The following is a 14,338-nucleotide window of genomic DNA, read 5'->3' on the forward strand; positions in this document are numbered from 1 at the left end:
TCCAGCCACATCTTGATCAGATGCAGCACGCGCCGATCGACAATTCGGCGTGCTACCGACTTCAGAAGTTCGGCATGCGGAATGCTCCCGAAGTAGTCCGCGAGGTCGGCGTCGACGACTTCCGGGTGACCACGGAACAGCAGCGCTTCCACCTCAACCACCGCCTGCTGGGCATTGCGCCCCGGACGGTAGGCATACTGCTCCGGTGGAAGATCGGCCTCAAAGATCGGCTCCAGCACCAGCATCGCTGCCGTCATGCAGACCCGATCCCGCAAGGTCGAGATGCCCAATGGCCTGAGTTTGCCATTGGCCTTCGGTATGTACACTCTTCTGATAGGATCCGGTCGATACGTGTCCTGCCTGAGCGCAAGCGCCAGTTCGCCAAGCCACCGCTGCACCCCATACACTTCGATGTCCGCGAAGTCCTGCCCGTCCACGCCCGGTGCGCCCTTGTTGGAGCGGCATTGAGCATAGGCATGGGCCAAGATGTCTTCCCGGCTGATCTTGTCGTGCAGGGCGTAGAAGCGGTAGCCGGCTTCTGCCTTCGCTTTCGCGTGCAACGCCGTCTGCAGCTTCTGAACACTCTTCGGAGTTGATAGGTTGCCCAATCCCCAGGTCCCTCACTACGTCTTGCGTTCGTCTTGAACTGAGGTCCCTTCCCTCCGCCGGCGTTACCCGGCTTCAGCGGTACTACGAACCCCTCCGCATCCCCACGGCGCCCGGCCTGTCCCTCGCGGGCGTCCGGTTGATCATCCCTGACCACGTCGTGGGGCCTCCCGTGTTGCGTACGCTTTCCTTGTGTACATGCCGTCGCCACTACCCCGGCACAGCGACTGGAGGTATTGCTTCGCTCACTTCGCCCCAGCCGTATCAGCCTTCCCCGAAAGGGTCATCGGGTCGGCCTGCGCATCGTCCTTTTCGAGGCTTGCTCGGCGTTCACTCGCGTTACGGCCTGCACACTCGCGCTGTCACCAATTCGTGACACGCTAATCGAAGGCTTCAGCCACTTCGTTACCTCCATGACTGCTCCGATTGCTTCCGGCTGGAGCGTTTGCCGGGTGGGACTTGCACCCACTGGAAAGCGCCGCCTTGTCACGGCGCACACCCGAAGCTGACATCGGAGGGCAATGGTGCTTAAGGGCAATTTCCCCCTGGGCTGGCCCATTATAGAATTCCGAACCGCAGGGCGTGTGCGGGACCTGGTTCCCGATAGGAGGCGCAGATGAGTGTCCTTGCCGACCGCGACTGCAAGCTCGACGGAAACCATGCCAACTACTTCAAGAACTCAAATCAGAGCGCAAACCTGAACCCCGGGCAGAGTCTTACCGTCGAGACACCCGTGCTCGGATCGACGATCCTGATGTTTGTGGAGAGCCTCGACCTGGCCGATCCCTCGCGCATTCGCGAGGTCGGTGGCCCCGGTGATGAGAAAGACATCATCGAGGAGTGGCAATACGTGTCGGTCAGGGCGAGGCTCTTTGGACCCGACGATTCCGAGAACGCATTGCTGACCTGGATGACGCCGCAGGGCTGGCGCCAGGAAAGCCAGGTGCAGCTCGGCAGGAATTACGACGCAGGGCCGTTTCCAATCGAGACATCCACACCTCCGCGCACATGGAGGCTGGTCGTCACGAATACTTCCCATCGGCGGGTACGGTGCCAAGCGGGCCTTCGCGGGGTCTATTCCCGCCTTCCGATCATATCCTGGCATCTGACTCACCGCCTTCTGAACCACGCCTTCAGGGTGGTGCTCGAGGCCCTTACGATACGAGCATCGATCCAGGGCCCGTCGCTCACGCTCGAGTTCGGCAGGGAACTCGCCGAGCTGGAGGGCATGCCCGTGACGATCAGGAGGGACATCACGGGAGACCTGCCGGATTGGTTGCCGGAGGAAAGCACCTACGTCAACGCACAGCTCTTCTCGGTGAGCGCGGCGCTCAGGGCCGGAAAAGTCCTTCTCGACGAAGTAGAGAAGCGTTGGCAGACCGTCGACGCCGGCCTTGCCGCGCTTTCCGAGCTCGGGGCGGAGGTCGGCGATCGGATCGTGGAAAACAACGAGTGGAGGAGCGACTGGTACGGGAAGGTGTGGCCGGACTTCCTGACGTTTCACTCGAAGATCATCGTCGTGAACGCCGAGCTCGAAATCGGTCTTCTGCCCTGGCATCTGGCCGAGGCGGCGGAGGTCGCTGCCGACGTCTACATTGCCTTCAATCATTCCCTTACCGGCGGTCATGTCCTGGCGATCTCGCCGAGCGAATATACCGGTGGCCTGGTTGACATCGCCGAGTCGCTCGGCGTCTTGCCTGCATCCGCGAAGTTGGCGGCGATCATCGAGAACCAGATAGCGAAGCACCTGGCTCCGTACGTCTCGAAGCTCGCGCACTATCTCGCGGAGGTTCTCGTCCGCCTCGTCTACGGCCAGGGCGTTTTCCTCACCGCGACCTCAGACGGTCTCAACGTCGCCGTTCGCTACACCAACGATCCCGAACTGATCAAGCCGCGTCCGCCGGACGGACATCTTCCGCAACCGCCCGAGCACATGAACCTGGCGATGAGGAGCAGGCTTCGTGGACAGGCGACCCGGTGGCTTCCATCGCCTCTACCGCATCACGCGCTCGGCGCCATTCCTCCCGAGTTCAAGATTCATCACCCCGAGACACTCGCCAGGCTGGACAAGATCGAGACCATCGTCGTGCTGATGATGGAGAACCGCTCGTTCGATCACATGCTTGGCTACCTGCGTAACGCCGTGGGCGATAGGTACGAGGGGATTCGCGGCGACGAATCCAATCTTCCTCCGCCGGGCGTGAGCGGGGGCAACATCCCCATCCGCAAGGCGTCCGAAGAGCCGCTTCTCGATTATCAGAACACTGGGCGCCCTCTCACGCAGATCATGATCTCACCCTATCATGGGCACAGCCATGTCATGGCACAGGTGAACGGCGGACTGATGGACGGGTTCGTCCGCGACTACGCCAACAAGCCCAGCGCACACCCCGAGCTGGTGATGGTGTACTACACGGCCGCCCAGCTTCCCACCTACAACTTGCTCGCCGAGCGCTATTGTGTTGCCGATCACTGGTTTTGCGCGCATCCGGGGCCGACGTGGCCCAACCGCTGGGCGACGATTTCCGGAACGATACCGTCGCTGGAGAACCTGGACATCGACGACCCCAAGCTCGGCTACATGAACCGCGCCACCATGTTCGAGATGCTGCGGGCGAGCAACATCCCCTTCACCTATTTCGAGCAGGATGTGTCGATCCTGCGCATGTTCAACGCGTGGCGGACCGATGATCGATTCATCGTGCCATTCGAAGGGCCGCCGCCGCAGTCGATGCGCAAGGGCGAGCCTTGGGAGGACTGGGTGGATCACTTCGAGGCCGTGCTCGCCGACAACAAGCTGCCGCCGGTGGTCTTCATCGATCCGAACTTCGTCGACGTACCGCCGCTTTCGCTTGCGTCGGACGATCTGGCGCCGTCCAACCTGACCGCAGGACAGCGGCTGGTTGCGCGCATCTACAACGCGCTGATCCAGAGCAATCAGTGGCGGAACATGCTGTTCGTCGTCACCTATGACGAGCATGGCGGGTTCTTCGACCACGTACCGCCTCCGGGCACGCCGCAGAATCCGCCGCCGCCGGAGTTCGAGGGCCCGGTGCCGCGCATCCACCCGGATGGGCCCGAGCACCTGGGCGTGCGGGTGCCCGCACTTATCATCAGCCCCTATGTGAGCGGCGGGTCGGTCTGCAAGACCGTATTCGACCATACGTCGATCCTGAAGACGATCCTGGTGCGCCACCGCAACAAGATTTCCTCGGAGGTCTTCACGAGCTTCGGCGAGCGGGTCAACAAGGCGAACCATCTGGGCATTGCGCTAGATCTCGACGATCCTCGCACCGACCCGCTTCCTGTTCCGATGGCGCCGCCCCGGCCAACGCATGGGACCCGCATACCCGCGCGCGCCCCACTTATCCCGCCGACGGCGATACCACCGACTTCCACGCAGCCCTGTGCCGCGCGATACTGCCCATGCCTCGGCCGCGACCCTAGATCATTCTTACTAGTTCTTCGCCGCGTCGGGCAGCATGGACACTTTTGGCCCTTTTGAGACATGTCGTCGGAGCGTGAAGACGTCCGCTTACCGGGGAAGACCGGAACTGACCGCCGCGCGGTTAGAATGAAGCGAATGACCCTCAAGCGGTCGTTTCTGCTCATCGAATTTCGCGGGCCGGTTTGATTGCAATCGATTCCAGCGGCTACCGGCAGCACGTCGATACAGAACTGCCAAACATTTTTCCGACGGTCTATGGTAGCTTGAGGCGGGGCAGTGACCGCCGGGAGGCGATCCTATGGGCGCCCCTAATTGGAGGAAGAGACCATGCACATTAACTGGGAAGCACGCTCTTACTTCGACCCCAATTCCCCAGACTCCTTTGCGACGCACGGCATCCCACTTCCTACTTATGGGAACTACGGCGGTCCGAATTATTCAGCTGGCGAGGTGGGTGGAAAGATTACGGGGACTTCGGCCGACCCACCCCCAGTAGATCAGCTCGATGCGCTGTTTTTTCGGCACGATTTCGCATACCAAACTTCTACAGAACCATCAGCACGAGCAGCAGCCGACGTTCAGCTTGTGGAGGGCATGCACGCACTAACGTACACAGATCCCGGCGACGCTCATTACGACCCCGAGGCCGGCTTATACGAGGGGTTTGCCACCCTTGGCGTCGTCGCTCAGCTTGCGGCCGGCGGCGTGTTGCAACATCTTCCCCTTCCCGATCAACTCTCAATAGCCGAGGCCACTCGAGAGGCTGTGGTAAATCTTGAGGCGGGGCTCGCCGAAGTGCCGGCCGAAGCCAGGAGCTTGCACGGCGCCTTCCATGTGTTGGAGCATCAATACTTGGACTTGCTGCACATCTAAATTGACAGGCAGCTCGCACCAAACTACGGGGCCGGGATTGTTCCCGGCCTCGAGGAGCGGCGTAACGTTAGGCCCCTAATGAAGAAATCAGATGGGCAACCCGCTGCATGAGTCAGGCTCTGGCCCTAATGCGAAGAACGGCGCGGCTCTGAAATCGCCGGCTTTTCGCGGTACACCCGAAGTGACTGGCCGGCTTTCAAACCGGCGCTTTTGACCCAAACCCGATATTGTTGCCTCGCGAGATCCATGCTGCGTCGGGACCCCGGAGCAGAAGTCGCGCACCAAGACGGTCGAAATCTCTGACACGGACAGTTGTGCCCCTGCGGACACCGCACCGCATAAACGTCCGATCGCCGATGAGCAGTGCTTTACTAGGTCAACTCAGCAAGTAGCGCCGCAGCTTCTTTGAGGTCGGGCGTATCGAAGCCCTCAGTGAAGCAGCCATAGACCGGCGCGAGCAGGTCGCGGGCTGCGTTACGCTTATCTTGATCACGCCAGAGGCGGGCCAAACTATTGGCGCTACGCACTTCCCAAAGCCTCGCGTCCTGGTTCTGCGCGGTTTCAAGCGCGCGGCACAGCCAGCGTTCGGCATCGTGTCGATCCGACTGCGTGATCAGCGCCTCGGCCATGAGCCGGTACAGCTCCGCCTCGTACCACCGCTCGTCGGTTCGCTCGACCAGCTCCAGGGCTTCATTTAACAGGCTGACCGCTTCGGCGGTTCGGTTCGCTCGCCTGTGCGCTTCCGCCAGCAGACCAAGATAGTAAGGCACCTTGATCTCGGCACCCGTCGCCCGCTTCGTCGCGAGACCCCACCGCATCCTGCTGATGGCTTCCTCGATGGATCCTCCGACCGCGAGCATGGCCCATCCTCGGAAACAGGTGCCGGATCCGACGAAGTGGGGAAAACTGTGCTCGCTGGCGAGTTCCACCAGCTCCTGCGCTCGTTCCTCAAGGATTGGCCGATCGCCGCGCAGTTGGTGAAAGATACAGCTCACGTGCAGAGCGAACGCCAGTGTATAGGGCTGCGACAGCTCGCGCGCCCAGGCCAGCGCGTGTCGGCTTTGGGCCAGCGCCTGATCCGGTTGCCCCAACAGCAGGAGTGCCCAGGCGATGAAGCTGTCGCAATTGACACGCAGATCGTGGGGCGTCAGCTTCGGAGGTCTATGCTCCGCCAGATCATAGAAGCTGAGCGCCTGCCGCAGGTGATGAAGCGCATGGCTGAATTCGGCGCGAAACAGAAGACTGATGCCCATGTTCCGGTGCGCTATCAATGTGGTGCCGTTGTCGTCTCGACGCGCTGAAAGCACAAGTAATTCGCGCGCCAGCTCATGACCGGCGCGGATCTCTGCGCGATTGTGCAGGAAGGAGTACGAACCTGCCCAGGCTGTCGCAACGTGGGCTCCCTCCAGAGCGTCACGGCACAGCTCGCGAGCACGAGCATAGGCTTCACCGGCCTCGGGCGAGGCCCATCCCTTGGCCGCAGTCAGCGCCCCGGCGAGCGCGAGCTGAAGCGAACGTTCGCGAGATTGTTGCTCCGGGTTTTTCGGCAGGCTGCCGAGCAACTCCAGCGCCGTGCGAAAGTGCGCAGCGGCCTCGGCCATGGTCGATCGCTGCACGGCCGAGCGCCCAGCCTGGTCCCAATACGCGATTGCCTTTTCAACCATGCCAGCGCTGGCACAATGCTGCGCCATAAGCTCCGGCTGCGCTGCTGCAATCTCCGGAAACTGGCGTTCCAGCGTGCCGACAATCCGGGCATGCAGTTGCTGCCGTCGGCTGCGCAGCAAGGTACTATAGGCGGCGTCCTGCACAAGCGCGTGCTTGAAGGTGTAACTGGCGTCCAGCGGCGTGCCGCGCCGGAACACCAGCTCGGCGCGGATCAGTTGCTCCAAGGCGCCCTCCAGCCGCGCTGGCGGCATGTCGGCGACCGCACTGATCAGTTCGTGGGAAAACTGCCGCCCCAGCGTCGCCGCGATCTGCGCCACTTCTCGCGTGGGCGCCAACCGGTCGAGCCGGGCCAGAAGCGAGGCCTGGAGCGTCGTTGGAATCGCCAAAGGAACCACTGGTCCCGCAATAGAGTAATGGTCCCCGGCATCGGTCATCGATCCGCTCTCGACGACAGACTTGGTCAGCTCCTCGATGAATAACGGCACGCCGTCCGTGCGCTCATGATCTGATCCGCGATCTCCTTAGGCAAGGTCTTGCCCCTGGTTACGTGTGCGATCATCTCGGCGCGGTGCCGAGGGGGCAAGCGGTTGAGACTGAGCAATGTCACGTGCGGACGGCCGATCCAGGGCGGCGTGAACTCCGGTCGAAAGGTGAGTATCATCAGGACCCGCAACGTCGCGACTCGGTCGATCAGCAGATCCAGCGACTCCAGCGTGGTTGGGTCGCTCCAATGGATGTCTTCCCATAGCATCAGCAGCGGCTGCCGCGCCGCGAGCCCTTCGACCTGCGCCACCTGCACCTGAAGCGTTTTCTCTTTGCGTTTCTGCGGCGAGAGATTGAGCGGCGGGTAGCGGTCGCCGGTCGGTATCGACAGCAGGTCCGCCAATAGAGGGACGGCTTCGCTCAGCTCCTTGTTTGCCAGAGCCAGCACCGCCACCAGCTTATCCAAGCGGGTCTCGGCCGTATCCTCGCGTCGGAATCCGGCCGCCTGCTCCAGCTGGGTGATGCTGGGATAAAACGCACTGTGCTGGTGATGTGGCGAGCAAAAGTAACGCAACCGCGTGTGCAACTCGTTGCCGAACTGCTCCAGCAGCGTTTGGGCGATTCGCGACTTGCCGATGCCCGGCTCGCCGACGATCAGGACGACGGAACCGTCGCCGGCCTTTGCCTGCTCCCAGCGGCGCGTCAACAACGCGATCTCTTCCTCGCGACCAACCAACGGCGTGCTGGCGGCGCGCAGGGCCTCGAACCGACTGCCGATCAGGCTTGCGCCCAAGACCCGCCAGACATGCACCGGATAGTCGATTCCCGCGATCGGCAATGTGCCGAGATCGCGATAATCAAACAGCCCGCCAAGCATGCGCCGCGTGTTATCTGCGATGACCACCATGTTCGGTTCGGCAAGCCCTTGAAGCCGTGCCGCAAGATTAGGGGTCTCACCAATGACCGCTTGTTCCTGGGCGGCGCCCTCCCCGAGCAGATCACCGACGACGACGAGGCCCGTGGCGATCCCGATACGCACCCGCAACGTGGTCGCGTGGCCCGCATCGAGCTTGGGTACGGCTTCAACCAAGGCGAGGCCCGCGCGCACCGCTTGTTCGGCGTCCTCCTCATGGGCTTGCGGATAACCGAAATAGGCCAGCACACCGTCACCAAGATACTTGGCAACAAAGCCGCCGGAGCTGGTGATTACCTCGGCGCAACGGCGATGATAGGCGCCCATGATGTCGCGCAGCTCCTCCGGGTCAAGCCGCGCCGACAAAGTCGTGGAGCCGACGAGGTCGGCGAACATGACCGTGAGCTGGCGGCGTTCCGCGCTGTCCGGGGTTTTTGGCGCCATGGAAGTAGCATGGCGTTCGGATGCGGCCTGAGCCGGGGCTGTCGGCGCGCTGATGGCTGCAAGGATTTTCCGCCGGTGCCCGAGCGGAATACCGATATCCTTGAGGTCTTGGTCAGTCAGATGGGGGAGTACCGCGAGGTCAATTTCATTTTCGGCAAAACGTTGCGCGTATTGCCCGAGGCCGAGTGCATGGAGCCAGTGCGCAATCGACTGCATAGCGGCCACCTACTATTTCGGCGTGGCCCGAAGGGAACCAACACTATATCCCGATCTTCTTTCGATGGCACCTCATATTCCCCGTCAATGGCTATCCTTCGGGCACGATAATGCTGCCGGCCCATTTCTTACCCAATCCGTGGAATACCGTGAGGCTACGGCCGGCGTCGGCAATCGGCACCCAACGCTCCCGTATAAGCTGACACCGCGCGTTCTAGAGCGTCGGAGCTCCGTCAGCGGCAACTGACAGAGCGTTCTAGTCGCGCCGCGCCAAGGCGAACAGAGGCTCAAAATTGGAATGGGACAACCGATACGGATATCTTGCCGTCCAACGATTGTTGCACCGTAAACTCTACTTCTTTCGAAGCTTTCCTATCGCCGACGCTAACCGAAATCTCGCCGCTACATTGCAGCGTTCGCTTGTCCTGACTCGTCGAAGTCGTGACTATTCTTTGACCAAGAAGATATAGCGGTTTAGCGTTCTCCAAATTCGCCTTCGCGGTTGAATTTTCTGCGGCGTAGTTGACCAGCGGATTACGGTGGTCGTCCGCAACCATCTGGAGCACGGCCTTTCGGGTTTCGATTGAATCGCACTCGAGCTTATCGCTGCAGCCGCTCAGAAAAATCAGGAACGGGAAACTCCAAACAACAAGCGAACGATCGTAAAGATACGGCATCCCACATACATACTCCCGCGTTGTTGAGCACGCTCGACAACCAATCCGAAGAAGCATCGTTCCCGTGAGGTCCGGTTCTGCCCCAAGCAGCGGTTGCTGGATGTCCGCTATTCCGCCGCCGTCAGGGGATAAGCAGACATCCGGCGAATAGCGCATCGTGATCTGCAGCGCGGGGTCTACGAGTACCGCCCCTCGTAACGTCATCGACCTACAGCCAGCCGGTCCGTTGAACCGGAGATTCATCGGCGCTGGAAATGACAGTCAGTGCAGGGTGCGGTCGCGCCGCCACCCCGCTGCAATCATCGCCTCACCGATCGCGCGCTTGACCAAGGCGTCGGCCTCTTCCTCAGTCATCCACTCCAATTCTCCGTCTGGGCCGATCCGAAAGCCGGCGGGCTCTTCGCCCTCAGGCCACGTCGGCGGAATCATCTTCTTCTTCGTCAATGTCGCATCTCCCTTTCACTTCAACGTCCCTGCTCTTGATCCCAGCAGCGGCGGCACCGGCCGGATCGGCAATCTCCTCGAGCGCGGCGCGAACGGCACCGTCCAGAACCTCGTAGCATTCCGCCTGCGGACGCATCGCCAGTGCGTAGGCGGTTTCGCCGGGCAAATTCAGCAGTCGATTGCGCACGCCCAACAACATCTGTTCGAGGTCCCGCCGGATAAGCGCGAGCTGCGCAACTTCGCCGGCTTCGATGGCGTCTTGACGTTCCTCGCGGCGACGCTTTGCCGCGACTGAGCGCGAAGCGCTCGCTACCCACGCGGCAATCGGCGGCGCCAGCGCGTCTTTCCCAGGGCACGCCCTCGCCGGTATCGGATTTCCAGAGCGGTAATCCCGAGCGGGAATAGCCGGGCCAAACAACCGAATCTTCCCGAGCGCGACATCGGCCAGGCGGCCTTATTCGACGGATCGGCCATTGGCGCTGACAATTCTCCGGGGATACCTCCCACAGGGTCCGCGAGTGTCCCCGGCAGCAAGTAGGCGGCTCCGGTGTCCCAACGCCCCCGGCCCCAGCGCCGGAGCCGCTCCCCAACGCCTGCCACATCCGTCAGATCTTGGACTCAGCGCGGAGCGCTCGCTACACTCGGTGGCCGATACACGGAGTCGAACATGGTGATTTCGCTGGAAGAGCGCAGAGCTGCGCGTGAGACCGAGAAGGTCTTTCACATGATCGATGCCCTCGGCGCCGAGCTGCAGAGGCAGGGCGTGGCCGAGGTGTTGACGGTGAGTGGCTTCGACCTGGCGGCGCTGGCGCGTGTGGCGCTGCGGACGAACGCCGACAAGAGGTGATTTCCTCGTCGGCCAGCTCCAGGGCGAAGCCCTCGCTACCCGCGGCCGACTTCAGTCCATCCGCTTGATCGTCTCGGCCTTCAGGAAGGCGCACATCTTCGAGAAGATGTTGTCCGCCACGCCCTTCATCTCCTCGTTGGCATTCGCGATGCCGCGCGCCGTTCCGACAGGCCAGAACTCGGGATAGACCTCCTTGAGCGCGGCCTGAGCTTCGATGATCTTGGCCGGCACGAACTGCTCGTAGGGGTCCATCGGCACGCCGCCGGCCATGATAGGAACCAGGATCCATACGACCCGTTGGGCGGCCATGCACAACGTCTGGCTCGCTCTCATCGTCTCGGCGCTGATCGTTCTGGTCGCCGCCCTATCCACGGCGGTGATGTTGATGCCAATGTAGCGCCAAGCGCTCGCTACTCATGCCAGGGGCGGCTATGATCTCGGTTTCACCGAGACCATGACCATGACCGACGCAACAGCGGAAACGGCACGACTGATGAAAGTTGCTGAGGCGATCGTCCGTGAGATGGATCGACAGGGCGTTGCCGAAGCGATCGCTGATCTCGACTTCGACATCATGGAGCTGGCGAGGGTGGTGGTCCGGGCCGCGGATGGAGACGTGATCCCGTTTCGGCGGCCACTGGATTGATTATTTGCGCGTAGCGCTCGCCGCAGTTACAGCATGGAACTCACCGGCCTTCATCCCTTCAACCTCAGACTGGGATGCATTGCGCACCGCGTGGCCCATCTTCTCTGGGACCGACCCAAGCACCAGAGCGGTGGCCTCCCCGCCATCGGCCGCGCCACAGACGACGAAATAGCGGGCCAGGTCGTCATTCTCGTCGTCATAGACCATGACGATGTAGCCAGGAGAATGAGTGAGGGGTAGATCGACCATAATAACCTCCGATGCAAATGGGTCGTCCCGATATCAGGGCGGAAGGCTCGGTACAATGCCTTTTGGGGTTAGCGGAGCAAATGCTGGAAACTTTCCGCCGTACTCTCCAAGAGATGCAGGAGCACAGGAAGCACATCATCAAGACCATCGAGGGTGTCGACGCTGGAGAGCTATAGGTTCTGCCGATAATCCCAGGAACTTGGGGAACGCCTCTTGGGTCTTGCGGCCTGCGAAGGTGTCAGGCGGGGGGTTCGTCTTCAGCACTTCACGTGCCGCCTGTACACTATCGCGCGCTACCTTCAGGTGCGCGTCATCGCGTTCCTTCAAACCGTTTGGCAGGCGGAAAAGCGGAAAGACGGGTGCATAGTTGCACTCCCTGGTCATGCAGGCGGGAGCGCACCACCGACGCCAACGGACAGAGCCTCGGCCGGTGATGCGGAACAACGATCTCCGAGCGTGTTCGGTTCAACTTTAGCCCGCCAAGCCCGGAACGCCTCAGCGACAAGATTAGCGGAAAGGCCGCCGCCGGGTCGAGAACGGCGACGGCTTTTTCCTTACGCACTCAGACGACCGCAACTACCGCCGCGTGGCGTGAAGGCGACGGTCAGCGGGCGCACCGGTGCCATCAATTTGATGGCGTTCCCGTTTGCGCAATTCATCGACTAGACGTTCGAGGTAGGGCGGCAGAGGCGAGGCTGCGAGAGATAAGTCCTGCTGCAATCTGTCACCCACCTCGTCACAGATCGACCGGGCAGTCTTATGGTCGATGTGGTCCAATATTCGACTGGTCGGTTCCATATCGCGACCTTTCGATTGGGCCCCACGATTGACTTAAGTTAAGGAGCGGGAAAATGTTTCCCGTATCTTCGAAGGATGCCGACGGTTCCATCTAATGGAACGAAGGCACTCCCCATATCGACCCTGAGCTGGCGCACCCTTCCATAGCGCAGCATTTCATAGCCTTCGCGATGTGCGTCAGACTGGTTGCCATCGTCAGCGTTGATGCCAGCAGCCCGCCGAGTGAAACTCTAGCCGCTTTTCAACACGTTCAGAATGTTCGCTCCGGGTCTTGGTTGTGTGCAAACGGACGCGGCCGTGGTCGACAATCGTTGCAGGCTACGCGTTCCAACGTCCGATAGCCGGCGAATTTATCGCGCTTTTGGACGCACTTTCCGGCCTTCAGGCGGCGCGGATGGCTGCAATCAGGCTCGGTTTGCCGACGATGTTCATCACCCGTGTGAGGTTATAGGCGAGAACATGCAGCGCCATCTCGGCGGCGACATTCCTTAGGCGCTTCATCAGGAAGTGCGTTGCACCCATACGGGCTTTGATCGTGCCGAAGGGATGCTCGACCGTCTCGCGCCGCGTCCGCATGGCGTCGGGATTGGAATCGAGCCGTCTCTGGACCTCCTCGACCACATGCTCATGCTCCCAGCGCGTGATGCGGCGCTCCTTGGACGGCGTACATTGGCTCTTGATCGCGCAACTTTGGCACGCCGCTGTCGACCAGTAACGGCGCAGCGTCATTCCATGCGCGATGTTGGTGTAGTGATAGGGCAACAGCTGGCCGGACGGGCAGCGATAGACGTCCTCTTCAGGCAGATAGGTGAAGTCCTGTTTGCCGAACCGGCCCTCCGCCTTCGCGTTCGACGTCATGGGCTTGGGCAAGGTGACTGCAACGCCAGCCTCTTCGCAGGCTAATATCTCCTCTCCGTCGAAGTAGCCACGGTCGGCGACGGCCTCGAGCTTGTCCACTTCGAGCACTTCTTTGGCTTGCTTCGACATCCGCGCAAGCTGCCCACGGTCGTTGCCGACGTTTATGACCTCGTGCGTAACGATCAGATGGTGTTCGGTGTCCACGGCGACCTGCACATTGTAGCCGACAACGCCCGATCCGCGTCCGCTGGTGGCCATCGAACGGGCATCCGGATCGGTGAGCGATATCTGTTGATCCGGCGTGTTGCGCATCTGCGCGTCAAGCACTTCCAGGCGACTCATCTCCTGCTTCAGTCGAGCGATCTTTTCCTTGATCCTCGTCGTCTTGATGCTGATCGCTTCCGATGGCTCCTGCCGATCCGCACTATCGAGTTGACGCAGATATCGACCGACGCTTTCCTCGATCTGCGCCATCCGCCTCGCCATCTTGGCATGCGTGAAGTTGCGGTCGCGGTTGTTCACCGCCTTGAACTTGCTGCCGTCGGTTGCGACGCTTGGGGTCTGCCCATTTGCCGGCATAGTGCAACGAACTTCGCACAAACCTTCCGGATCGCCGCGCCATTGTCCTTCCGGAAATCGGCGATCGTCTTATGATCGGGAGCCAGGCGGCCGATCAGCCACATCACCTCGACATTGCGGCACGCCTCACGTTCCAGGCGCCGGCTGGATTGCACCCGATTTCAGGAGGACTGCCGGACGATAGGAGGGCCCGCCCGTCTCCTTCGCGATCACGCGCTCAAACCCCATTCCATGCAGGTCGAGCGCCTCGACGAACGCATCGATCACATGGACCGCGTTGTCCTCGCTTACCCAATCCTCCAGGCATTCCGGCAACAGCGTCAGCTGGGATCTGTCCGCGCCTTCAACGAATCGTCCCATCCGTATCCCCCAATCAGGAAACGGAGGAATCGTAGCCGACTCGTGGCTTTTCACACAGCCAGGGTCAATCGCCTCACTTTTCGCCGTTCGCCGGATGTCCGCTCGTGCCCTGGCAGCGGCGGAATAGCGGACATCCCCCAAGGGCTGCTTGGGGCCAGAGGACTAAACCGCTCGCGCGGTAGGCCGCTGCGGCAAACAGGGTGGCCAAGCCGATAGCGCCAAGGGGCGTCCT

At 61.4% G+C, this 14,338-nt stretch carries 12 protein-coding genes and 1 pseudogene; 4 read left to right on the forward strand and 9 right to left on the reverse strand.

Translation table 11 applies throughout. From position 1 onward, the window contains the following. A partial coding sequence (locus tag AC5ZG5_RS44100) for a reverse transcriptase domain-containing protein (RefSeq protein WP_496165539.1) occupies window positions 1-608 on the reverse strand: 608 nt, incomplete at its 3' end. Window positions 609-1,222: 614 nt separating this feature from the next. Between AC5ZG5_RS44100 and AC5ZG5_RS44105 the strand changes: the two genes are divergently transcribed. Together AC5ZG5_RS44105 and AC5ZG5_RS44110 are read left to right on the forward strand one after the other, a co-directional pair. Next, a complete protein-coding gene (locus AC5ZG5_RS44105) occupies window positions 1,223-4,111 on the forward strand; it encodes a phospholipase C (protein ID WP_456646964.1) in 2,889 nt (962 codons plus the stop codon). A 270-nt stretch (window positions 4,112-4,381) separates the two neighbouring features. Next, window positions 4,382-4,927, forward strand: coding sequence for a hypothetical protein (locus AC5ZG5_RS44110; protein WP_496165540.1), 546 nt, complete (start codon window positions 4,382-4,384; stop codon window positions 4,925-4,927). A gap of 371 nt (window positions 4,928-5,298) precedes the next feature. Here the strand turns inward: AC5ZG5_RS44110 and AC5ZG5_RS44115 are convergent, their stop codons facing one another. From AC5ZG5_RS44115 to AC5ZG5_RS44135, 5 genes are all read right to left on the reverse strand, one after another. Then, entirely contained in the window at window positions 5,299-7,077 is a 1,779-nt protein-coding gene (locus tag AC5ZG5_RS44115) for an ATP-binding protein (RefSeq protein WP_456646966.1), read from the reverse strand. Beyond that, window positions 7,053-8,648, reverse strand: coding sequence for an adenylate/guanylate cyclase domain-containing protein (locus tag AC5ZG5_RS44120; protein ID WP_456646967.1), 1,596 nt, complete (start codon window positions 8,646-8,648; stop codon window positions 7,053-7,055). The genes AC5ZG5_RS44115 and AC5ZG5_RS44120 overlap by 25 nt, the downstream gene beginning before the upstream one ends. 287 nt (window positions 8,649-8,935) lie before the next feature. Then, entirely contained in the window at window positions 8,936-9,481 is a 546-nt protein-coding gene (locus AC5ZG5_RS44125; RefSeq protein WP_456646968.1) for a hypothetical protein, read from the reverse strand. 105 nt (window positions 9,482-9,586) lie between these two features. Next, window positions 9,587-9,769 carry a hypothetical protein gene (locus tag AC5ZG5_RS44130; protein ID WP_456646969.1) on the reverse strand — a complete coding sequence of 61 codons (183 nt, stop codon included), beginning with the start codon at window positions 9,767-9,769 and terminating at the stop codon, window positions 9,587-9,589. Continuing rightward, window positions 9,732-10,187 carry a hypothetical protein gene (locus tag AC5ZG5_RS44135; protein WP_456646970.1) on the reverse strand — a complete coding sequence of 152 codons (456 nt, stop codon included), beginning with the start codon at window positions 10,185-10,187 and terminating at the stop codon, window positions 9,732-9,734. The genes AC5ZG5_RS44130 and AC5ZG5_RS44135 overlap by 38 nt, the downstream gene beginning before the upstream one ends. A 249-nt stretch (window positions 10,188-10,436) precedes the next feature. On the opposite strand from AC5ZG5_RS44135, the gene AC5ZG5_RS44140 reads away from it, so the two are divergent. After that, entirely contained in the window at window positions 10,437-10,616 is a 180-nt protein-coding gene (locus AC5ZG5_RS44140; protein WP_028166847.1) for a hypothetical protein, read from the forward strand. A 51-nt stretch (window positions 10,617-10,667) separates the two neighbouring features. Here AC5ZG5_RS44140 and AC5ZG5_RS44145 read toward each other — a convergent pair whose 3' ends face one another. Beyond that, window positions 10,668-10,925 (reverse strand): hypothetical protein, encoded by a 258-nt coding sequence (locus AC5ZG5_RS44145; protein ID WP_456646971.1) that lies wholly within the window; start codon window positions 10,923-10,925, stop codon window positions 10,668-10,670. Between the two features lie 145 nt (window positions 10,926-11,070). Between AC5ZG5_RS44145 and AC5ZG5_RS44150 the strand changes: the two genes are divergently transcribed. Continuing rightward, window positions 11,071-11,262 carry a hypothetical protein gene (locus AC5ZG5_RS44150; protein ID WP_456646972.1) on the forward strand — a complete coding sequence of 64 codons (192 nt, stop codon included), beginning with the start codon at window positions 11,071-11,073 and terminating at the stop codon, window positions 11,260-11,262. On the opposite strand, the gene AC5ZG5_RS44155 is transcribed toward AC5ZG5_RS44150, so the two are convergent. Both AC5ZG5_RS44155 and AC5ZG5_RS44160 read right to left on the reverse strand, forming a co-directional pair. Next, window positions 11,263-11,511 carry a hypothetical protein gene (locus AC5ZG5_RS44155; protein ID WP_028166844.1) on the reverse strand — a complete coding sequence of 83 codons (249 nt, stop codon included), beginning with the start codon at window positions 11,509-11,511 and terminating at the stop codon, window positions 11,263-11,265. A 1,179-nt stretch (window positions 11,512-12,690) separates the two neighbouring features. Further along, window positions 12,691-14,106 (reverse strand): annotated as a pseudogene (locus AC5ZG5_RS44160) (IS1182 family transposase). Window positions 14,107-14,338 lie beyond the last annotated feature (232 nt).

This window comes from Bradyrhizobium sp. Ses1 (assembly GCF_059512365.1).